Origin of the sequence: Actinotignum urematis (assembly GCF_051264595.1) — a bacterium.
GTDB classification, from domain to species: domain Bacteria; phylum Actinomycetota; class Actinomycetes; order Actinomycetales; family Actinomycetaceae; genus Actinotignum; species Actinotignum timonense_A.
The window spans coordinates 209,948-229,600 of sequence record NZ_JBOZBG010000002.1 but is presented as its reverse complement, the minus strand read 5'-3'; the positions used below and the strand labels follow the sequence as shown (position 1 = coordinate 229,600).

Annotated in this window: 16 protein-coding genes and 3 tRNA genes; 3 read left to right on the top strand and 16 right to left on the bottom strand. The window is 65.5% G+C overall.

Annotated features, from left to right (window positions below):
* Positions 1-55 precede the first annotated feature (55 nt).
* Entirely contained in the window at positions 56-1,075 is a 1,020-nt protein-coding gene (locus tag ACRQDJ_RS02235) for an adenosine deaminase (RefSeq protein ID WP_284904091.1), read from the top strand.
* On the opposite strand, the gene ACRQDJ_RS02230 is transcribed toward ACRQDJ_RS02235, so the two are convergent.
* The 13 genes from ACRQDJ_RS02230 to ACRQDJ_RS02170 all read right to left on the bottom strand — a co-directional run bounded on the left by ACRQDJ_RS02230 (position 1,072) and on the right by ACRQDJ_RS02170 (position 13,067).
* Positions 1,072-2,238, bottom strand: a complete 1,167-nt coding sequence (locus ACRQDJ_RS02230) for a UDP-N-acetylmuramate dehydrogenase (protein WP_284904092.1) — start codon at positions 2,236-2,238, stop codon at positions 1,072-1,074. The genes ACRQDJ_RS02235 and ACRQDJ_RS02230 overlap by 4 nt on opposite strands.
* 208 nt (positions 2,239-2,446) lie before the next feature.
* Positions 2,447-2,617, bottom strand: a complete 171-nt coding sequence (gene rpmG / locus ACRQDJ_RS02225) for a 50S ribosomal protein L33 (protein WP_016443127.1) — start codon at positions 2,615-2,617, stop codon at positions 2,447-2,449.
* A 39-nt stretch (positions 2,618-2,656) separates the two neighbouring features.
* A tRNA-Met gene (locus ACRQDJ_RS02220) sits at positions 2,657-2,730 on the bottom strand.
* Positions 2,731-2,757: 27 nt separating this feature from the next.
* A tRNA-Thr gene (locus ACRQDJ_RS02215) sits at positions 2,758-2,830 on the bottom strand.
* A gap of 97 nt (positions 2,831-2,927) precedes the next feature.
* Positions 2,928-3,009, bottom strand: a tRNA-Tyr gene (locus ACRQDJ_RS02210).
* Between the two features lie 306 nt (positions 3,010-3,315).
* Complete coding sequence (lplB, locus tag ACRQDJ_RS02205) at positions 3,316-4,365, bottom strand: lipoate-protein ligase small subunit (protein WP_284896430.1); 1,050 nt, start codon at positions 4,363-4,365, stop codon at positions 3,316-3,318.
* A 45-nt stretch (positions 4,366-4,410) separates the two neighbouring features.
* Complete coding sequence (locus tag ACRQDJ_RS02200; protein ID WP_284904093.1) at positions 4,411-5,832, bottom strand: FAD-dependent oxidoreductase; 1,422 nt, start codon at positions 5,830-5,832, stop codon at positions 4,411-4,413.
* Positions 5,833-6,288: 456 nt separating this feature from the next.
* Entirely contained in the window at positions 6,289-6,942 is a 654-nt protein-coding gene (hpf, locus tag ACRQDJ_RS02195) for a ribosome hibernation-promoting factor, HPF/YfiA family (RefSeq protein ID WP_284904095.1), read from the bottom strand.
* Positions 6,943-7,129: 187 nt separating this feature from the next.
* Complete coding sequence (locus ACRQDJ_RS02190) at positions 7,130-8,080, bottom strand: ComF family protein (RefSeq protein WP_284904096.1); 951 nt, start codon at positions 8,078-8,080, stop codon at positions 7,130-7,132.
* A 154-nt stretch (positions 8,081-8,234) separates the two neighbouring features.
* Positions 8,235-9,956: an LpqB family beta-propeller domain-containing protein gene (locus ACRQDJ_RS02185; protein WP_284904097.1), complete on the bottom strand. Its 1,722-nt coding sequence runs from the start codon at positions 9,954-9,956 to the stop codon at positions 8,235-8,237.
* A complete protein-coding gene (gene mtrB, locus ACRQDJ_RS02180) occupies positions 9,953-11,845 on the bottom strand; it encodes an MtrAB system histidine kinase MtrB (protein ID WP_284904098.1) in 1,893 nt (630 codons plus the stop codon). Before mtrB ends, ACRQDJ_RS02185 begins: the two co-directional genes overlap by 4 nt.
* Positions 11,842-12,525: an MtrAB system response regulator MtrA gene (gene mtrA, locus ACRQDJ_RS02175; protein WP_026428307.1), complete on the bottom strand. Its 684-nt coding sequence runs from the start codon at positions 12,523-12,525 to the stop codon at positions 11,842-11,844. Before mtrA ends, mtrB begins: the two co-directional genes overlap by 4 nt.
* Positions 12,526-12,677: 152 nt before the next feature.
* On the bottom strand, positions 12,678-13,067 hold the full coding sequence (locus ACRQDJ_RS02170; RefSeq protein ID WP_087070520.1) for a DUF3499 domain-containing protein: 390 nt from the start codon (positions 13,065-13,067) through the stop codon (positions 12,678-12,680).
* Positions 13,068-13,172: 105 nt separating this feature from the next.
* On the opposite strand from ACRQDJ_RS02170, the gene ACRQDJ_RS02165 reads away from it, so the two are divergent.
* Positions 13,173-13,541 carry a metallopeptidase family protein gene (locus ACRQDJ_RS02165; RefSeq protein ID WP_284904099.1) on the top strand — a complete coding sequence of 123 codons (369 nt, stop codon included), beginning with the start codon at positions 13,173-13,175 and terminating at the stop codon, positions 13,539-13,541.
* Positions 13,542-13,655: 114 nt separating this feature from the next.
* On the opposite strand, the gene ACRQDJ_RS02160 is transcribed toward ACRQDJ_RS02165, so the two are convergent.
* The 3 genes from ACRQDJ_RS02160 to ACRQDJ_RS02150 are packed head-to-tail and all read right to left on the bottom strand — an operon-like array spanning position 13,656 to position 18,439.
* Positions 13,656-15,035, bottom strand: coding sequence for a DUF5719 family protein (locus ACRQDJ_RS02160; protein ID WP_284904100.1), 1,380 nt, complete (start codon positions 15,033-15,035; stop codon positions 13,656-13,658).
* Positions 15,035-18,052 (bottom strand): glycosyltransferase family 2 protein, encoded by a 3,018-nt coding sequence (locus ACRQDJ_RS02155; RefSeq protein ID WP_284904101.1) that lies wholly within the window; start codon positions 18,050-18,052, stop codon positions 15,035-15,037. Before ACRQDJ_RS02155 ends, ACRQDJ_RS02160 begins: the two co-directional genes overlap by 1 nt.
* A gap of 36 nt (positions 18,053-18,088) precedes the next feature.
* On the bottom strand, positions 18,089-18,439 hold the full coding sequence (locus ACRQDJ_RS02150) for a WhiB family transcriptional regulator (RefSeq protein ID WP_425319833.1): 351 nt from the start codon (positions 18,437-18,439) through the stop codon (positions 18,089-18,091).
* Positions 18,440-18,740: 301 nt separating this feature from the next.
* On the opposite strand from ACRQDJ_RS02150, the gene rfbA reads away from it, so the two are divergent.
* Positions 18,741-19,631: a glucose-1-phosphate thymidylyltransferase RfbA gene (gene rfbA, locus ACRQDJ_RS02145; RefSeq protein WP_284904102.1), complete on the top strand. Its 891-nt coding sequence runs from the start codon at positions 18,741-18,743 to the stop codon at positions 19,629-19,631.
* Positions 19,632-19,653 lie beyond the last annotated feature (22 nt).

Sequence of the window (19,653 nt, the reverse complement as noted above, 5' to 3'; positions counted from 1 at the left end):
CCACGCTGCGGGTGCCCGCACCTCACGCGTGCCGCCGGCGTGGGAAGATGGAGTGGTGCGTGACCTTGCTGCCCTTCCCAAAGCCCATGTGCATCTGCACTTCACCGGTTCGCTGAGCGTGCCCAGTCTCGTGGATATGGCCCGCCACGCCGGGGTGCGCCTGCCCGAGAACCTCACCGATAACGTGGCGATGCAGGTGCCCGCGGACCAGCGCGGCTGGTTCCGATTCCAACGTGCCTACGATGCCGCGCGCGCCGTCGTTCGATCTGAAGAAGCAATGCGGCGGATCGTACGCGAAGCGGCTCGGGCCGACCGGGCGGAAGGATCGCGGCGCCTGGAAATTCAAATCGACCCGACCTCCTACGCCCCTTACGTCGGCGGTATCACCCCGGCCCTCGAAATTGTTCTCGACGAGGCGAAAGCGGCCACCCGGGATACCGGTGTGGAGGTGGGTGTTATTGTGGCGGCCTCGCGCACCCGCCACCCGCTCGATGCGCGCACCCTGGCCCGTCTGGCCGCCCGCTACGCCGGGGATGCTCCCGGCGAGGTAGTGGGTTTCGGGCTTTCCAATGATGAGCGGCGCGGGCACACCGCGGAATTCGAGGCAGCTTTCCGCATCGCCAGGCGGGCCGGCCTGCGTTCGGTTCCCCACGGCGGGGAGCTGCTCGGCCCCGAGCATTTGCGCGAGGTCATCACGCACCTGAATCCGGACCGGCTCGGCCACGGGGTGCGGGCCGCCGAGGATCGCGCCCTCATCGATGAGATTGTGGAGCGCGGGATCGCGCTGGAGGTATGCCCCGCCTCGAATGTGTCGCTCGGGGTATTCCGCGAAAATGACGATGTTCCCCTGCGTACCCTTTTCGACGCCGGGGCAATCATCGCCCTGGGTGCCGATGACCCGCTGCTCTTCCTGGCCCGCCTCAATGACCAGTATGAGATTGCGCGCCGGCAGGGCTTCTCCGATGCGGAGCTGGCCGAATTAGCCCGCCGTTCCATCCGCGCTTCCTTCGCCTCCGCTTCCTCCAAACGGGCCTGGCTCGCGGAGGTTGATGCCTGGCTGGCAGAAGAGGACTAGGCTTCCAGGCCGCCGAGCACCACCGGCTCGGGATGGAGCACCACCCCGAAGGCTTCTTTCACACCGGCCTGGATTTCCCGGGCGAGCGCGCGCAGCTGAGAACCGGTGGCTCCCCCGGCATTGGTGAGCGCTAGGGTGTGCTTGGAGGAGAGCCGCGCCGGGCCGTGCCCGTAGCCCCGGGTGAACCCGGCATGCTCAATCAACCAGGCGGCTGAGGTCTTGACCAGCCCGTCTACTACGGGAACACCGCCGCTCAGAGTTGCGTGTGCGGCGTCGTGCACCTCGTAACGCGGGGCGTCTTCCGGCAGCCGCTGCGCCTGCGCGGTGGTGAGCACCGGGTTGGTGAAGAAAGAACCGCACGAATACGTATCGCGGTCGGCATTATTGAGGACCATGCCTTTGCTACCGCGCAGCTCCAGTACCGCCTCTCGCACCGTTTCCGAAGGCACCCGCGCCCCGAGCTCCACCCCGAGGTGGCGGGCCAGCTGCGCGTAGCCGATGGGATCGGACACATTGGATAGCTTGGTTTGGAAAGTCACCTCAAGGACGATATACCGCGGGCTCGGCCCGTATTCCCCGATGGTTTCCTTGAGGATTGAGGTGCGGTAGCCCAGGCGCATATCCGCGAGGAACAGCGTGCGGATGCGTTCTTCGCGCCGGTCATAAACCTTGAGACGCGCGAGGGTCGCGGCGACTTCCTGCCCGTAGGCCCCGATATTTTGCACCGGGGCCGCGCCAACCGTTCCCGGAATCCCGGAGAGCGCTTCAAAACCGCCCCAGTCCTGGGAAATCGCGTGGACCACGAGGTCATCCCACGGGGTTCCCGGCAGCGCGGAAAAATTCGCGCCTTCGCAGCTGCCCAGCGAATCCAACACGATCCCGGAGCGCATATCGCGCAGCACAATCCCGTCAAAATGGCTATCCGCGGGCAGGATATTCGAGCCGCCCCCAATAACGAGGAGCGGGGTGCCGGCCGCGTCCGCCCGGCGTACGGTATCCACCACCTCGGTTTCGGTGGTGGCTTCCACGAGTTCGGTGAAGGTTCCGCCCACGCCGATGGTGGTGAGTTCGGCGAGGGTGGTAGCTCCGCTGCGGGCCCGGGTGGAGAGCACCGGCGCGCTCACGTGATGCGGTTCGGGTGGTTCGGGAAGAGTACAGCTCATTGTTCTAGCCTACGGCTTTCACGGCGACGGCGCATGCGCTGCGCGCGCGATTGGTACGACGGCGCAGCTTCAGCCCGAGCGCGATTGGTACGACGGCGCAGCTGGAGCCACCAGATACGCAAAAAGGGAAGCCCGTTCAGGCTTCCCTTGAGCTGTGCATCCCGGCCGGGGTTCATCCCGGGTGGGATACCGTCACGCTACCGCGCTATTAGCGGGTTTCGCGATGGTTCGTGGAGGCATTGCACCGCGAGCAGTACTTCTTCAGCTGCAGACGATCCGGATCGTTGCGGCGGTTCTTCTTCGTGATGTAATTACGTTCCTTGCACACCTCGCAGGCGAGGGTGATCTTGGGACGCACGTCAGCAGACTTGCTAGCCATTCCTTTTTCTCCTCAAGGTTGTGCCCTACTGGTAGTCAGTAGCGGGGGCGGGGATTGAACCCGCGACCTCACGATTATGAGTCGTGCGCTCTGACCATCTGAGCTACCCCGCCTCATGTCACCGCATGAGGCGGCAACGGAGCCCCGAAAGAGAATCGAACTCTTGACCTTCTCCTTACCATGGAGACGCTCTGCCGACTGAGCTATCGGGGCGATGCCGATTTCGCAACGAGTACCAAGCTTACTCGATTCACGCTGAAAAACCAACAATGCGAGAAATGTGAAACAGATCAACCATTTCGACATTTCGTGGCGGGTGTAGGATTCGAACCTACGAAGCGTAACGCATCTGATTTACAGTCAGGTCCCTTTGGCCGCTCGGGAAACCCGCCAATATAACTTCCGAAGAAGTGTTTTTCACCCCGCGGAAGAAAGGCTTCGTGGCCGCCCTTCCGTAAGGCACCAGATGAGATTACCCAGGGAGGAAAGTTACTGTCAACTTTTGAGGCGGGAACGTGGCCACCACCACTCCCCCGGCTGCCCGGCGAGCGCGCCGACCGCTAGCTGCGCCGTCGTACCTACGCGTGCAAGGGTGCGTACGCACGTGCCGGAGCGCGCATACACACGCTTACGCGCACGCACGCGCACTACCGCGCACGTACGCAATGCAATAGCGCGCCCATGCGCCGCAACCGAACTTAGGGCAGGCGGTGAATCCATTCGGGCGTGGAGAATTTCGCCTCGTAGCGTTCCTGGGCCACGCGCAGGTCCTCCGCGGTGATCTGCCCCTGGCTCGCGCCGTATTTCTGGGTGAATACGTCCTTGAATACCTCGATAATGGCGTCGCGTTCCATCCCGGTCTGGCTCTTCATCGGGTCCACGCGCTTGTTCGCGGAGCGGTGCCCGCGGTTCTTTTTGCCCGCGCTGCCCATATTGAGCACGTCCATCATTTTGTCCGCGTCGATGTCATAAGCGAGGGTGACGTGATGAACCATATAGCCGGTCGCGAAATGCTTCTGGGCCGCGCCGCCGATTTTGCCGCGGTCGGAGGCGATGTCATTGAGGGGAACGTAGTGGGCTTTCACCCCCACCCGCGCGAGGGCTTCGATCACCCAGGCATCCAGGAAGGGATAGGACTCCAGGAAGGACATCCCGTCCACGAGCGCGGTGGGCACTACCAGCGAATACGTGATGCAATTGCCCGGCTCCATGAACATGGTGCCCCCGCCGGTAATGCGCCGGCCCACGGTGATCCCGTGGCGATCCACCCCGTCCTGGTTGATCTCATTGGAATAGGACTGGTAGGAGCCCATGACCACGAGCGGGCGGTCCCATTCCCAGATACGCAAGAAAGGCTTGTGTTCCCCGCGGGCCACCGCTTCGGGGAGGGTCTCATCCATGGTCATATTGAGAACCGGGTGGATAACCGGGGTGTGAAGGACCTCGAAATCGATATCTTCCCAGGCCAGGGCATGGCCGACGGCGCGGCGCACCGCCACGGCAACCCCGCGCGGGCTCAGCCCGAAGAGGTTATCGGTGGGGAGCACCGCCGCTTCCACCGCCTGGGCAATATCCTCCGCGGAAGCATCCGCGCTCAGCCCCTCGATGGCATCGGTGATGCGCCACAGCGCGCTATCCGGTTCGATGAAGAAATCACCAGAGAGGCGAACATTCGCGAGTTTGTTATCGACCACGTCCAGGTCAACAATGGCCATTTTCTGGCCGAGTTCCTTGTATTCGCCGTGCATAAGCGTTCTTCTTTCTGTCGCGGAAGGTGAGGGATGAGCGGATGGTTAGAGAAGTGCGCCGTCGTGCGACTCCCCGCGGGAAATCGCGGTCATCGTGTCACGATTGACCACCTTGACGCGGGCGCGGCCCTGCTGGGCGCCGAGGTTTTCCTCGAAAGCTTCCAGGAGTTCCCAGCCTTCCCAAGTGGTCCATTTCACGCCGCGTTCGGTGAGGAGGTCGAGGAGCCCGCGCCCGCCCGAGCCGTCCCCGGTGGCGCGCGCGATGCCGGCTTGAGCGTCGGCAACGAGGTGGCGGATGGTTTGGCGCGCATCGGATTTCGTGGAGCCGATCAGGCCCACGGGACCGCGTTTGATCCAGCCGGTCACGTAGTAGCCGGGGATAGCCTCCCCCGTATCGGTGACGATACGGCCTTCCTCATTCGGGATAACCCGGTGGATGGGATCCCAGGGAAGTCCGTCCAGCGGTTCGGAGGCGTAGCCGATAGCGCTATAGACGGCCTCCACCGGGTAATCGACGGTTTCGCCGGTGCCGGTCACGGTACCATCCCCCTGGAGCTGGGTACGTTCCATGCGGATGCCGGTCACGTGATCCGTGCCGAGGATCTCCACCGGGGCCTGCATGAGGTGGATATGGATCCGGCGCGGGGCGGTCATTTCTTCCGGGTCGTTGAAGACCCAATCTGTGAGAAGATCCACCACCTGACGGGTCATCTTCGAGGAATCGAGGGCTTCTTGGGAGCCGGCATCATATTGGAAATCTTCGGGGTAGACCTGGATATCCACCCCGGCCACTTCGCTCAATTCTCGCAGCTCAAGCGGGGTGAACTTTACCTGGGCCGGGCCGCGCCGCCCAAAGATATGCACGTGTTCGACGGGGTTGGCGCGCAGCCCGCGCTCCACATTCTCCGGAATATCGGTGTGGGCGCGCAGGTCATCGGCGGAACGCACGAGGATACGGGAAATATCGAGGGCCACATTCCCCACCCCGATAACCGCGACGTTGCGGGCGTTCAGGGGCCAGGTGCGCGGCACATCCGGGTGGCCGTCGTACCAGGAAACGAAATCCGCGGCCCCGTAGACTTCCGGAAGATCGGCGCCCGGGATGGTGAGAGGTACGGATTGATCGGCGCCGGTGGCGACGACGACGGCATCGTAAAACTCGTGAATTTCGGACATGTGAACGTCTTCCCCGATTTTCACATTCCCGAGGAAGCGGATATCGCCGCGTTTGAGGATGGCGTGGAGGGCTTTGATAATCGAGCCGATGCGCGGGTGGTCAGGCGCAACCCCGTAGCGGACCAGGCCGTAGGGAGTGGGCAGCTTATCGAAAAGGTCAATGCTGACCGGGATATCGGATTTGCTGAGGATATCCGAGGCGTAAATCCCGGCCGGTCCCGCGCCGATCACCGCTACCCGATAGGTGCGTTCCGGGGTGGCTTGCTCGGGGGCGGGGGATGCATGTGTCACGGCTAACTCTCCTTCTGCGTTCACCTCCCCTATCTTAGCGAGCCGTGCGCACGGCGGGCAGGGTGGTACTGGGGAACATCGAGCCACACAGAGTGGTACTGCACGACAGAAAATCGGGGATTGGCTGTAGCTCCAGTACCACTTTGTTATCCGACCCGGTCTCTCTCCTCCTCAGAGTGCGCATTTCGAACCGTCAACCCCGTCAAGTGCGCGTAAGGAACATGAAACCGGGTGAAAACGGTGCTCTTATGCGCACTTTGTTTTCGGAGGCGGCTGCGCATGGTCAGTTACGATCTGGGAAATAGGGCGAGGGGCCGAGCACAGGGCGAGGGACCGGGCATGATGCTCGGTCCCTCGCCTTGGTGTGTATTCGTGGCTTCGGCCCGTTTGGAATTCCGCTGCTAGCCCGCTACTCAGCGCGGGAGGCGCGGCGCGGGCCACACCCGGGTGCGGTCTTTAGTGCACCGTGGTGTCGAGACGAATAATCCCGTAGGTCCAGCCGTGGCGCAGGTAGACCGCGCACGGTTGCTTCGTTTCTTCGTCGATGAAGAGGTAGAAGGGGTGGCCCACCATTTCCATTTCGTAGAGAGCCTGGTCCACGGACATGGGATTGGCTTCGTAGAGCTTATCGCGCACCACAACCGGGGAATCCCCCAGCTGGGTTTCTACCGCTTCCCCGGTAGTTTCGGGGCGGGTGGGATGCGCTGCTTCCACCTCGACTTCGGGCGCGGGCTCTGCCTGGGCTTCGGCCGCGAGGTCCTCCGCGGTGAGCGTGAGCGGTTCGCCCACCTTCTCAACCACGCGCCGATGGGACTTGCGGCGATCACGCGAGCGGCGCAGCCGCTCAAAAAGCTTTCCGGATGCTAGATCGAGGGCGCTGTACTGATCAGCGGCTGAGGCCTCAGCCCGGATAACCGGGCCCTTATCAATAACCGTGATTTCGATAACTTTCGAGTTATCCGCTTGGGCGGGGTTCTTTTCCTTCGACACCTCTACCTCAACGCGCTGAGCGCGCGGAGCGAACTGTTCCACCTTCGCGATTTTTTCTTCAATGTGATTGCGGAAACGGTCCGAAACTTCAGTGTTCCTACCCTTGACGATAATCTCCACGGTGTCCTCCTTGGGATGTAGTGGCGGGCGCACGGCCCGCTGAAAAAAATGCCCGCTTCTCACGCGGATAAGAGAGGCACCACCCCCTATCCTGGGTCACCCGGCACGCATGCGGCTCAACGTTCACCATTGCTCGTTTCGCCCGCTCGCGCGGCCGGCACCGTTATTTCTTGGCATTAAGTGTAGTTCAGTTCACAACATTCTGAAAGGGCTGGAGCAGCGATAACGCTGTGCGCGAGTTCGCTGGACGCGGATCCGGAGCGAGGGCTAGGACCAATGCCGCAACCACCTGCCCACCCACCTGCGCGATGGCTCGGGCACACCCGGCCAGGGTAGATCCGGTGGTGAGCACATCGTCAATAAGAATGACCCGCCCGGGAATGGTGATGCCCGGGCTCAGCCGAATCCCGCGGCCTTTCGCAGCCCGCTCCCGCTGACCGGCAAGGTGGCGCTGCCCGGCCCGGGCCCGCTTTTCTTCCGCCGCGTGTTTTGCGCGGGCCAGGAGCCGCGCCGGAAGCGCGCCGAGTGCCCCGCCGCCAGTTCCTTCACCGCGCAGGATGCCGCCGAGTAGCCCACTACTAGCGCTTTCCCCGCTGATGAGCACCGGTGCGGCCTGCGCATCTACTCCCCCGGCAACCAGCCCCCGCGCGGCGGCCTGCGCCAGGTGCCCGGCAACGAAACGCCCGGCCCGATGGCGAGCCGCGCCCGAGGGCGCGGGAATAACGCTGAGCGCCGTGCCCTCCCAGAGCGGAGCGAGCTGCCGGCAGCGCTGCGCAAAAAGAGTGGCGAAGCGGGAGGTGAGTGCGGCGTCGTTCCCGTGTTTCCAGGTGAGGAGTGCTTGCCGGCGTACCCCGACGTATTCCCCCAGGGCGAAAACCGGGAAGAGGGCTTCTTCATCGCCGTTGGGGAGAACTTGCATGAGGGCGGGGGCGCGGCCTTCCCCGCCGCGCCAGCTGCCGGCTACCGCGCGGGTGCAGGCCGGGCACAGGGTGGCATCCCAGACCCCGCATCCGGCGCACCAGCGCGGGAAGATGAGGTCGCCCAGGGCACCGGCCCAGGAGCGCAGCGCGCCGGTAACGCCACCGCAATGTGCGAGCAGGGCGCGGGGTGGCGAGGGCGGCGTCGTACCAATAAACATGGCTCCAGCGTGCCGCACGTGCTCCGAAAACGCAGCCACCCGTAAACGGCCTGTGGATACGCGCGACGTTTGGGAACTTGTGGACAGTTCCGCGACAAGCGCAGCTACCCGAGAAACCCAGCCCCGCGACAAGCGCAGCTGCCCGAAAACCCAGCTACCCCGGCAGCACAATATCCGTGACGCCGGTGGCAACCGGGCGCCACGCCCCGCCGTCGCGAGTGGCAACCACCTGCTGGTCGGTGAGGACCACGATGGATTGTTCCCCGCGCCCGGCGGTGAGCCGCACCGAACCGGGATAGGGAGTGACGTTGAGGCGTTCCATGGGCCCGCCCACCTGAACCGCGAAAATCAGCGGATCGGTGCCGGCGGTGGCGCGCCCGAGCACCGCGATATCCGTGCTGGAAATCCAGGCCACCGAGCTCACATCCGCCAGGCGCTGGCCCACTTCCAGGGGATCGCCGAGCGCCGTCGGCTCGTGGCGGGCATCGCGCTGGATGGGAGCAATGAGCATCTGCACGGTATCCCCCACCTGCGCCACGATAAGCAGCCGCGCGCCCTCACGCGAAGCCCGCACCTCGCGAATCCGCGCCCCCTTGAGGAACGGCGCGGTCAACTCGCGCACCCGGCCGTCATCGGCCGCGGCCAGCACCACGCCCTTATTATCGGTTTCGGAGGTCCACACCCAGCCCCAGTAGTCGTAGGAGGGCTCCACCAGGCGTTCCCCGCGCACCATCGTGAAGGGCTGGAAACCATCGCTTCCCACCCGCACCAGGGCATCGCGCTGGGCAGTGAGCAGGGCGTAGGAGGCCACCGAATCGGAATAGTTCCCGGCCATGCGCGCCACCTGGATATCGTCGAAGACCCCGCTGCTGAAGACCGGGCGGGTCTTGCCTTCTTCTACCTTGTAGGGCCGGTTATTTTCCAGCACCGTGAGGTCATAAGCCCCGTAAGGATACGTGGGCAGGTCAGCGATGGCGATGGTATCGAGCGGCTCACCGGACACCGTAATATTCACCGAATGCACCGGCACCACGCTCTGGCCGGTGAAGGAACGCTGGATTTGCTGGACGGCACGCGCCTGGGATTCCCGGCTGAGGGTGGAGATTTCCGCGGTGACATCCAAGGTCAGCACCCCGCTTTCCAGTTTCGGGCTGGAGGCCATGCGCAAACTGGTAGGAATTTCCGAGTGCACCGCATCGGCAAGCCACGGCGAAGGCCCGGCCAGCAGCCCGGCAATCGTGGAGGAAATAAAGGTCATCCTCGGGTAGAAACGCAGGTCGGGCACCATGGTATCCGAGCCGGGACCGATGAAATACAGCGGGGTGCGCACGTACATGGAGGCGAAGAGGCTATCGGTCATCATGATGCCGTCTTCCAGTTCCGCGATGCGCCATTCGCCGCTGGCATTGCGGTCCAGTTTGAAGGTGGTGGAGTGGATGGCGTCCGTGGAGGCTTCGGTGTAGCGCCCGCCGGTATCCACGGTTCCCTGCGCGGTCACCGAAATAACGTAGGTGCCGTCCTCGCGTTGGGTGGGGGAAATATTTTGAGAATTCGGGTAGACCCGCACCTGGGAGCGCGGGTTCCAGGTGCGGCCGGCTTCTTTGGTGAGGAATTGGCGGGCGGTGGCATAATCGTCGCCCGCCCCGCTGCTCCCGGCCAGCAGGAAACCGCGGATCACTTCTTCGGGTGAGGCGCCGGTGGCCGGCCCGGCCGGGGTGAGGCCGAAAACAGCTTCTTCGGTGGGAGGCACGCTCGCCTCATTGACCGGCCCGGAGCGCGGCAGCCGCCCGCAGCCGGCCAGCGCCAGGATCACCACGCTGAGCAGCACCGCGAGGGCACGCCCCCGCCCCGCTTTCTTCAGCACCTGCGTGTTCATGCGTCCTCCTTCCCCGCCGGCCCGGTAGGCGCCGCCGAACCGGTGGGCGCCATTGTTCCGGTGGGCGCGCTTGGGGTGTGCGTCGTCGTACCGGAAACGCCCGTGCCCGGTACCGCATTTTTCGGCGACGCCGCCGCAGCGGCCCCGCTACTTGCGTCCACTGGCGCTACCGCAGTTGCGCGGATAGCTGGAATCGTGCCGGTGGTACCCACCGCGGGCAGGGACCCGGTGGTATCCGCCCGCGCGATCTCAATGGGAATATCCCCGCTGTCCTGCCAGTCTTCGGCGGCCGCCACCCGCAGGGGCAGCGGCGGGGTGAACGCCGCTTTTTGGGTGCGGGGCACGGTGAGGAGGAAGGTGGATCCCACCCCCAATTCGCCGGTGGCTTGCAGGCGCCCTTCGTGGAGCAGGGCGTCCTCGCGGGCGATGGTCAGGCCCAGGCCGGTTCCCCCGGATTTGCGGACCCGGGAGGTATCCGCGCGCCAGAAACGGTCGAAAACGTGGGAGGCCTGCTCGGGGCTCAGGCCGATACCGCGGTCGGATACTTCCACCGCCACCGCGGTATCCGAACCGACCACCCGCACTTTGACGGGCCCGCCTTCGGCATGCTCCACCGCGTTCACCACGAGGTTGCGCACGATGCGTTCGATGCGGCGCGAGTCCACGCTCGCCACGGTTTCCCCGCGCGCGGAGAGCGTGACGGGCACCCCGTTCGCTTCGATCAGAGGCGCCTGGGAGATAATCACGCGCCGCACAATTTCTACGACGTCGATTTTGCTGGTTTCCAGCACCATCGAACCCGCATCGAAGCGGGAAATCTCCAGCAGATCGGAGAGCATGGTGTCCAGGGAAATAAGTTGGGAATGCTGGAGTTCGGCCGAGCGGCGCAGGCTGGAGGGCAGTTCGGAGCGCTTATCGTAGATAAGCTGGCCGGCCATTCGGATCGTGGTGACCGGGGTACGTAATTCGTGCGAGACCGCGGATACGAAATTCTGCTGCACCTGGGAAAGCCGCTCGAGGCGGGTGAATTGGTCCTGGAGCGATTCGGCCATCTGATTGAAAGCGGAACCGAGCTGGGCCAATTCGTCTTCCCCGCGGTCATCCATGCGAACATCAAAAGCGCCCCCGGCTAGCTGGCGGGCATTTTCCGCCGCCGCCCGCACCGGCTTCAAGACCACATTGACGAGCACCCCGGTGGCCACCGCCACGATGGTGAGCAGGGCGATGGTGGCGAGCATAAGCACCCGGGAAACCTGCGCCACCGTCACTTCTTCGTTTTCCAAGGAATAAAGCGTGTAAAACTCATACATGCCGGCATTGGGCAGGCGCACGGTCGCGCCGATAAGAATCCCGGGGAGGGTGTATTCCTCCCCTTTGGCAATCGCCACCGCCTGCCATTGCGGGCTGGAGGATTCCTGCACGGCTTCGCGCAATTCGGGGGTGAGCACATCCATAACGGTTGCCGGGGTGGGTGCCCCCACATCCGCCACCAGATAGTTACCGGTATTCTGCCCCGGGGAGCGGATGAGGGCCGTGCCCACCACTCCGCGGATCGGCTCGAATTGGGAACGCACCTGCGCGTTGGCGATTTCTTGGACCGCTCCGGAGGTCTGGGCGTTCGCGGAGTCAAAAACGTACTGGGCTTGGGAGCGGGCGCCATAGAACTGTTCGGTGGCGGCGCTCACCGCGCGCTCATAGAGTTGCGAACGCGTTTGGTTGGCAACAATCACCGCGGTGACGATACTGGTGAGCACCCCGATCGCCACAATTGCGGAAACCACCCGCGCGTTGAGGGAGGTGCGCCACGATTGTGAAAATGAGGTGAGGGCGCCACGCCCCATGCTCCCGAGGCTGCGATGAATATAGCCGCGCCGCGAAAATTGACTCACTCCTGGGTTGCCCCCGCCCGGTAGCCCACCCCGCGCACCGTAATAACCACCTCGGGATTATCCGGATCCTTTTCCACCTTGGAGCGCAGGCGCTGGATATGCACATTAACGAGGCGGGTATCGGTGGAATCGTGGCGGTAGCCCCACACCTGCTCCAGGAGTTCTTCGCGGGAAAACACCTGGTAGGGCTTGCGCGCCAGGGTGGTGAGCAGCTCGAATTCGAGGGGTGTCAGGTGCAGATCTTCCCCGTTACGGGTGACCTGGTGGGCGCGCGGATCGATAACCAGATCGGCAACCCGCAGGGTTTCCGCTTCCGGTTCGGTGCGCCGCAGCCGCGCCTTAATGCGGGCCAGCAGCACCGAGTTCTCAAAAGGCTTGGTGACGTAATCATCCGCCCCGGCCTCCAGGCCGGCCACCACGTCCACCGAATCGGTGAGCGCGCTCATCATAATGATGGGCACATCGCTTTCTTCGCGCAGCTGGCGGGCCACTTCCACCCCGCTCATTCCGGGCAGCATGACGTCCAGCAGCACAATATCCGGTGTTTCCGCCCGGAAAATAGGCAGGGCATTGGTGCCGGTGGCACACACCGTCACGGCGTATCCTTCCGATTCCAGCAGGATCGCCACCATTTCAGAGATACCGGGATCGTCATCGACCACAAGAACGCGCATAGTCATAGCGCCATTTTCTCACGTTCGTGCCAATCGTGCAGAAAAACGCACGAATGGGGTGCGCGGTTGCGTGCGGCGGCTGCGGGGCGTGCGGCGTGCGGCGTGGGTACGAAGCCGGGACGCGGTAGGCGCGGGGCCGACGATGCGCCGTCGTACCTCTAGTTGTCTTTCGGCGTTTCCGGCTCTTCACTGCGCACCACGCTCAGGCGCGGGCGCACCTCCACATCGGAGGGGCGGCTCACCCGCCGGGTAGCGCGGGTGGGTTCGGGTGGCTGGCGGGTGGCGGTTTCGCGGATGGCATCCGCGAGCGCCATGAGGTCGGTATCCGAGGGCGGGGCCGGTTCAAATTCGGTGCGCAGGCGGATCATCTGCCAGCCGCGCGGGACGGTCACCGATTCGGCGTGGGCTTCGCACAGGTCGAAGGTGCCCGGGGAGGCCACCGGTGAGAGCGGCCCGATCACGGCGGTTGCTTCCGCGTACTGGTACGTCAGCGTGGCAACGGCCGGCTGCTGGCACGTGGTGCGGGAACACTTTCTCAACGGACTCACGCCTTAGACGTTAGCACGCCCGTGTAACCTTGGGGTATGGACACTTTTCCTTCCCAGCCTCGCCCCCGCCGCCGTGATCGGCACGGACGGGGCATTCGAGGACCGGTGATCCCCTATACCCTGCCGGCCTGGCGCACCCGCGCCGATAAATTCGACGATATTATCGCCGCCGAACTCGCCACCTACCGCGCCCATTTCGGTGAGGATATGCGCGATCTTGATTTCGCGGTGATGGATGTTCCGGCCTCGGATCCTTCGCCGTGGGAGGATGGCGTGCCGCTCGCGCGCCTGCTGCCTTTCGAACGCGGCGGCGCGGTGCGGGCGCGGCTGCTGTTTTACCGGATGCCGATGATGCGCACCGCGATGGCCAGTCCCTTCCCGCGTATCGTCATCCACGATATCGTCACCGAGCAGCTCGCCGCGGCGATTTCCCGCCACCCCGAAGACATCGATTTTTTGCGGCGCGGTTTCTAGTTTTTGGTACGACGCCGCAGCTGCGGCCCGCGTGCCTGCGTTCCTGCGCGCCGCGGCGACGCGGTGGTGCGCTTTTATGTATCGCGCACGCCTAGGTGGCTCGCCCCGTGGTTTCTAGTTCTGGCGCACCGCAACACGGGCAGAGAGCGCTTCGCGCTGGTCGGCCACCGCGCTCACCCAATCAATTCCGCTGGCCCCGCCGGCTTCCCCATTCGGGGCTAGGATCAGCGCCGCGGCACTCACCGGGTTTTCCGCCTCGATGCGGTAGCCGCGGGCCGCCTCAGGTAGCTCAACCGTGGCGTATCCGCGCACCTGGGCATTCACGGGATCGAGGTCCACGCCGTCGGCTCCCACCGGGGTGATGTCAACGTGGCCGCGCCCGGCCAGTGCCAGGCGGGCCGGGCCGGGCCCGAAGCTTCCCGCGGTGCGAGCGGCCGGGGCAACCGGACTGGCCCACGCCGCATCTCCCCCACCGCTCAGTAACGCGCCCGCGGCGAGGGGCTGCGCCCCGCGCACCTGCACCGCGTAGGTGCCCGGGTCGATACCGGCCAAAGTGAGGTCCATAACGGAATTCGCGGCGATCTGCACATCTTCCCCACCGGGCAGGGTGCGGGTGGTGCCATCTTCCCCGGTGAGCTGCACCGTGAAGGTGGTGGCCTCCCCGGGGTTGGCGATGCGCAGGGTGGAGCCCTCCGGGATTCCCGGAATGGTCAGCTCCGTGGCGGCCGGGGCGCCGGTCGCGAAGTCCACCCCGGCGCCGCTGGTTCCGGAAATATGCTGGTTTTGCAGGGTGGCTCCGAAGGTGCCGGCCTGGGTGCTCAGGTGGAGGGCCAGGCGGGAATCTTCGGCGAGCAAGCCGTCCAGGGTGTGGCGTACGGTGGAGCGCCCGGGTACCGCCACTCGCACCGTGCCGAGCGGCCCGGCCCCGCCCAGGCCATCCACCCGCACGGTAATAGGCGCGGCTCCCGGATTGGTGAGGAGAAGCTGGTTGGAGTACCCCACGCTGGTGGCCGAGGCGGTAATCCACAGGTCTCCCGCCCCGCTCACGCAGGTATTCGTGGCCAGACCGCGCCCGTTACCGCCCTGGGCGCTATAGGCGACCGCGCCGGAAAGAACCTCGCCGGGATCGGCGCTGAGGATGGTGCCGGTGGGGAGCGCCGCGCGCGCTTCCTTATCCGCGGTGCCGAAAAGCAGCACCTGGGTGGCGATATTTTCCGCGTTTCCCCCGGGGGTGCCCTCCACGGTCATGCCCGCGGAAATGGTTTGTTCGAATCCGCCCCCGCAGAGCAGCTGGGTGGGGGCTTCTCCCGCGCTCGCCACTTCGGCTTCTACCGCGCGCGGCGCCCCGGTGGGAAGAACGACGCCGGCCGCCGCTACCGCGGCGGCGATTCCCGCCGCCGCGAGCGCACTACCGGCCCGCACCGTGAGGTGGCGCCAGCGCGCCCCGCGCCCGTTGGCACGCCCCACTTCGGCTTCATCGCGAACCTGGTCCATTACTCCACCACCTTCCGACGCACCGGAATAGCCACCACGAGCGCCGCGGCCACGGCCAAGATCCGCGCGGAGGCCACCAGGGCGTCCCCGGTGCGGTTATAGGTAATCGTGAGGCGCCCGGAGCTCCCGGCCGGTATCTCAAAAGCTTGGGCCCACCCGGCGTTATAGACGGGGAGGCGCTCGCCGTCCAGGCGGGCTTCCCACAGCGGGTCCTGGCGTTCGGCCAGCCGCACAATTCCGCCGCTGCGGCCCGCGCTCGCGGGTAGTTCGGTGTCCACACTGTAGCGCCCGGCGGGTAGCGCGCTGCCGTCCAGGGTGAGGCGCGCGGCATCCACGGCGCTCGCCTCGCTGCGGGTCAGTCTCCAAGAAAGCTGCTGCTCAGTGGCGCTAATCATATCGAAACGCCCGGTGGAACCCAGGGCGCGGGCGAGCTCCCCGGCCCGGGGTGCCTGGGCGGGGATCACCACGTAGGAGATGGCGTGTTCGGCCAGGATATCCGCGGCGCGCGGGTTTCCAGCGTTCATATCGGCGACGGCGCTGGCCACGTCCGCCGCGGCGGCATCCCCGGAGTAGGTTCCTTCCAGGGCCGCGAGCGCGCCGGCCATGGTGTTATCGGTGAGTTGGCGGCCCGGCCCGCGCCAGATTTCGGCGCGAATACCGTTCTCGGCCGGATAGAGGGCGAGGACTCGCACCCGGTCCGGGGAGGTGGCTTCGAGGGTGGCAGCGGCCGGCACCGGCCTCCCGGTTTCCTGCTGGAGCTCGGTGGTGCCGGTGAGGGCCCGGCTGAGGTAGAGGCCCGATCCGGCCAGGGCGCTCAGGATCAGTACGGCGACCGAGCCCAGGCCGAAGAGCTGGTAGAGCCCGAAGGAGCGGCCGCTCATATCGGTACGTAGGCCATCCCCGGCGCTCACCAGCGCGATCCACAGCCCGCCGAGCGCCACGCTCAAGCCGATACCGCTCCAGGCTGGCGCGCTGAGTGCGGTGGCGCCGTCGTACACCTGGGCCACGGATACGCGAGTGGAGGCAAGCGCCCAGGCGAAACCGGCCGCGGCGATCAACCAGCCGGCGCGGATGCGCTGCCAATTGCGCGCCCGCCCCAGGGCCAGTACCGCGATCACCACGAGGCAGGCCGCGCAGATGAGGGCGATCTCCCCGAGCCACGGAAGGGCCTCAGGTTGGGCGAGGGGGAAGAAGGAAAGGAGGTCGAGGGTGCCCGGGCGGGCCGCGAACGGCTCCCCCGGGGTGGCAAAGAGCAGCCGCCAGGAAGCTTCGAGCCCGGGAATAACCACCACGGCCGCGGGAATCACCACCCACAGCCAGCGCAGGCGCCGCCAGCGCAGCGCCCCCACCAGAGCAATGAGAAGAAGCACGGCGAGCATGACCGGGGCGGCGGCGGCCAGGTAGATGCCGGCGAGCGCCGCGGTGCCCAGGCCCGCGGTGGATTCGATGCGGTCGCGGGTGCGGGGTAGGCGCCACACGGAGAGCACCGAGGCGGCCAGCACCGGCACAAGTATATGGACAAGCGCCCCGGCCACGTGGCCCGCGCTCAACGCCCCCACCAGGGGCCCGGCCCCGGCCCACACCAGGCCGGCCACCGCGCGCACATGCGGGGAGAAAGTGAGGGTGCGGGCCGCCCAGAAAGCCGTCATGCCGGCCAGCACGGGGGCGCTCAGGAGCAGGAGCACCGCGGCGTCCCCCAGGGTGCCCCCGAAGGGCTGGAGTGCCAGGGCGAGCGGGGAGAGCAGGGTCCATAGCGCGTCGATGCGCCCGGGGCTGCCATCCCCCACCGCGAGCCAGCCAGGCAGGCTGGCTCGCAACACTTCGGTGCCGGTAAGAGCATCGGGGCGCAACGCCCCGCCGCTCAGGTACCCGCCGCGCAGCAGCGGGAAGGCCGCCACTCCCGCCACGAGGGCGGTCAGAAGGAGGACGGTGCGCCGGGCACGTGCGGTGGACCGGTGCCAGCGCCGTCGTTCCGCTTCTTCGAGCGGATTCGGGCGCGCCACCAAACGGATTTTCTCCCGCTCGCTGCGTGTCATTTCGCGCCGTGCCGCGCGCACATCACGCCCGCGCGCTTCGAGGGCCGCGAGTCCGGCACGGCTTTTTTCGGTGCGCCGGCGCCGCCGCCGAGCCCGCATCAGCGCAGGAAGGCTCCCGAGCAAGCGCGCGGCCCCGCGTATTTCACCGTCCGCGAGCCGTGCCTCTTTGCCCAGCAGCCGCACCAGTGCCCGCACCGGGCCGAGCAGCACATACCCGAGGAACAGGAAGGGCGCGAGCAGCGCGGGGGCGGCGAGCACCGCGTTGTAGAGTTGCGCGCCGCGGCGGGCCGCGAAAGAATCGCGGCCGTCGTTGCCGAGGGAGACGCGCGCGTGGCGCACGGTGGCGGAAGGTTCAACGACGACGCGCCAGCCCGCTCCGCGCAACCGCCGCGAGAGTTCGAGCCCGTCCCCGAAGGGCCCCAGCCAGGTATCGAAACCGCCCACCTCGCGCAGGGCGCTGGCGCGCACGAGCATGCCGGCACTTCCCACCGCGAGCACGTCGGAGCGCCCGTCCAGCTGCCCACCGTCGCGGTCATCGAGGGCGACTTCCGGGACTCGCCGCGCGCTGCGAGTGGCGCGGATGCCGACTTCCAGGAGGGCGCCCGGGTCCGCCCAATCCACCTGTTTGCAACCCACCGCGCCAATATTGGCGCCGTTTTCCAGAGTGCGGGCGAGGTTCGCGAGGGCATCCGGGGCGGGTGCGCTATCGTCGTGCAGGATCCAGTAGGCGTCATAGCTGCCGGTGGTGGATTCTGCGGCAGTCGATTCAGCCGGGGCGGACTCGCCGGTGCCGCGTGCTTCGCCGCTTGGTGTGTCACGGGCATCCGCGGCAACCGCGTCATTGACAGCTACCCCGAGTTTTCCGGTGAGCACGCTGATGGCATCGGGTTTTCGGGTGGAGGATTCCAGCGCGGCGAGGGTGTCCTCCAGGTAGGCGGAGCCCGGCCGGGTAATAACGAGAGCGCGAATTCTGAACTGCATTGCTGTTGATGCTACGCCAGCGCGGGCGCTGGGCGGTTATGCCTCGCCGACGCGGCGGCGTTGCCGGCTCAGGCGCCGGCGGTCATTATCCGACATACCACCCCAAATACCGTGACGAATATCATGTTGGAGGGCGTATTCTAGGCATTCCTCCCGCACCGGGCATTCGTGGCAGATCGACGTGGCAGGGGCGGTTGAGCCACCTTTTTCGGGGAAGAAAATATCGGGATCGGTTTGGGCACACAGCGCGGATTCACGCCAATGCAGCGATGCCGAATCCGCTTTATCGTAACCGAGGTCGAAGATATCGAGCATGGCATCCTGGGCGTCCTGCGGTGTCAATCCGCCGCTCCCCGCGACGCGCAAGCCGGGGTTAATCCTCCGCACATGTCCTCCTCTAACCAAGGTCTCTTTGTAAATTACAAGCGTGTCATACCCAAAAAGTCAAGCGAAAGCGGTATATTGCCCACCCGAACTTTCGTTCGAGTCCGGCGTGTTGCCGCGGCCAGGTGCGCTTTAGGCCACGTGAGCGATTTGCTCACAATCACGAGGAGCGTAACCGGCCGGCGGCACTCGAACCCGGCCAGCAGTACCAGAAACCGGCCTGAAGGCACTGAAACCGGCCCGGCAGCCCCCGAAAGCGGCCCGGCCGGTGGCGCCCGGCCTGCAAATAAGCAAAAATGACCCTATGCGTGGAATCATTCTGGCCGGAGGCTCCGGCACTCGACTTCATCCCGTTACGCTGGGCACCTCCAAGCAGCTGGTACCCGTGTATGACAAACCGATGATCTACTATCCCCTGAGCACGCTCATGCTCGCCGGGATTCGCGATGTCATGGTTATTACAACGCCCGAAGATGCCCCGGCGTTCCACCGGCTCCTCGGGGACGGCAGCCAATTCGGCATCAGTATTTCCTTCGCGGTGCAGGAAGTTCCTAACGGCCTGGCCACAGCTTTCACCATCGCCGCCGATTTCATCGGTAACGAACCGGCCGGCCTGGTGCTGGGCGATAACATTTTCTACGGCCCCACGATGGGACGCCGCTTGGAACGCAATACCAATCCGGATGGTGGCGCTATCTTTGCGTACCATGTTTCGGATGCGCGAGCCTACGGCGTCGTCGAATTTGACGAGAATTTCAAGGCGATCTCCATTGAAGAAAAGCCCGCCCACCCGAAGTCCAATTTCGCGGTACCGGGCCTGTACTTCTACGACAATGATGTTATCGAAATCGCCCGGAACCTCGAACCCTCCGCGCGCGGGGAATACGAAATCACGGACGTCAATCGCAAGTACCTAGAGGCAGGCAAGCTCAAAGTTGAGGTGCTCGACCGCGGTACCGCGTGGCTGGATACCGGCACTTTCGATTCCCTCGCGGATGCCACCAGCTTCGTGCGCACCATCCAGGCCCGCCAGGGTCTCTCGGTGGGCTGCCCGGAGGAAGTGGCGTGGCGGCGCGGATTCCTCAGCGATGAGGAGCTGCGGGTACGCGGAGAGAAGCTGCGTAAATCCGGGTACGGGGACTACCTGCTCGGGCTACTGGAAGCCCAGCACGATATTCCTTCCGCGAGCTACTAGAGCGGGCGCTCGCGCGAACGCG

Coding starts and splice junctions, on each gene's coding strand:
- rpmG (WP_016443127.1), bottom strand. CDS start 2,617: ATGGCTAGCAAGTCTGCTGACGTGCGTCCCAAGATCACCCTCGCCTGC.
- ACRQDJ_RS02230 (WP_284904092.1), bottom strand. CDS start 2,238: ATGAGCTGTACTCTTCCCGAACCACCCGAACCGCATCACGTGAGCGCG.
- ACRQDJ_RS02160 (WP_284904100.1), bottom strand. CDS start 15,035: ATGGACCAGGTTCGCGATGAAGCCGAAGTGGGGCGTGCCAACGGGCGC.
- mtrA (WP_026428307.1), bottom strand. CDS start 12,525: ATGACTATGCGCGTTCTTGTGGTCGATGACGATCCCGGTATCTCTGAA.
- ACRQDJ_RS02185 (WP_284904097.1), bottom strand. CDS start 9,956: ATGAACACGCAGGTGCTGAAGAAAGCGGGGCGGGGGCGTGCCCTCGCG.
- lplB (WP_284896430.1), bottom strand. CDS start 4,365: ATGCACGGCGAATACAAGGAACTCGGCCAGAAAATGGCCATTGTTGAC.
- ACRQDJ_RS02190 (WP_284904096.1), bottom strand. CDS start 8,080: ATGTTTATTGGTACGACGCCGCCCTCGCCACCCCGCGCCCTGCTCGCA.
- ACRQDJ_RS02155 (WP_284904101.1), bottom strand. CDS start 18,052: ATGCAGTTCAGAATTCGCGCTCTCGTTATTACCCGGCCGGGCTCCGCC.
- rfbA (WP_284904102.1), top strand. CDS start 18,741: ATGCGTGGAATCATTCTGGCCGGAGGCTCCGGCACTCGACTTCATCCC.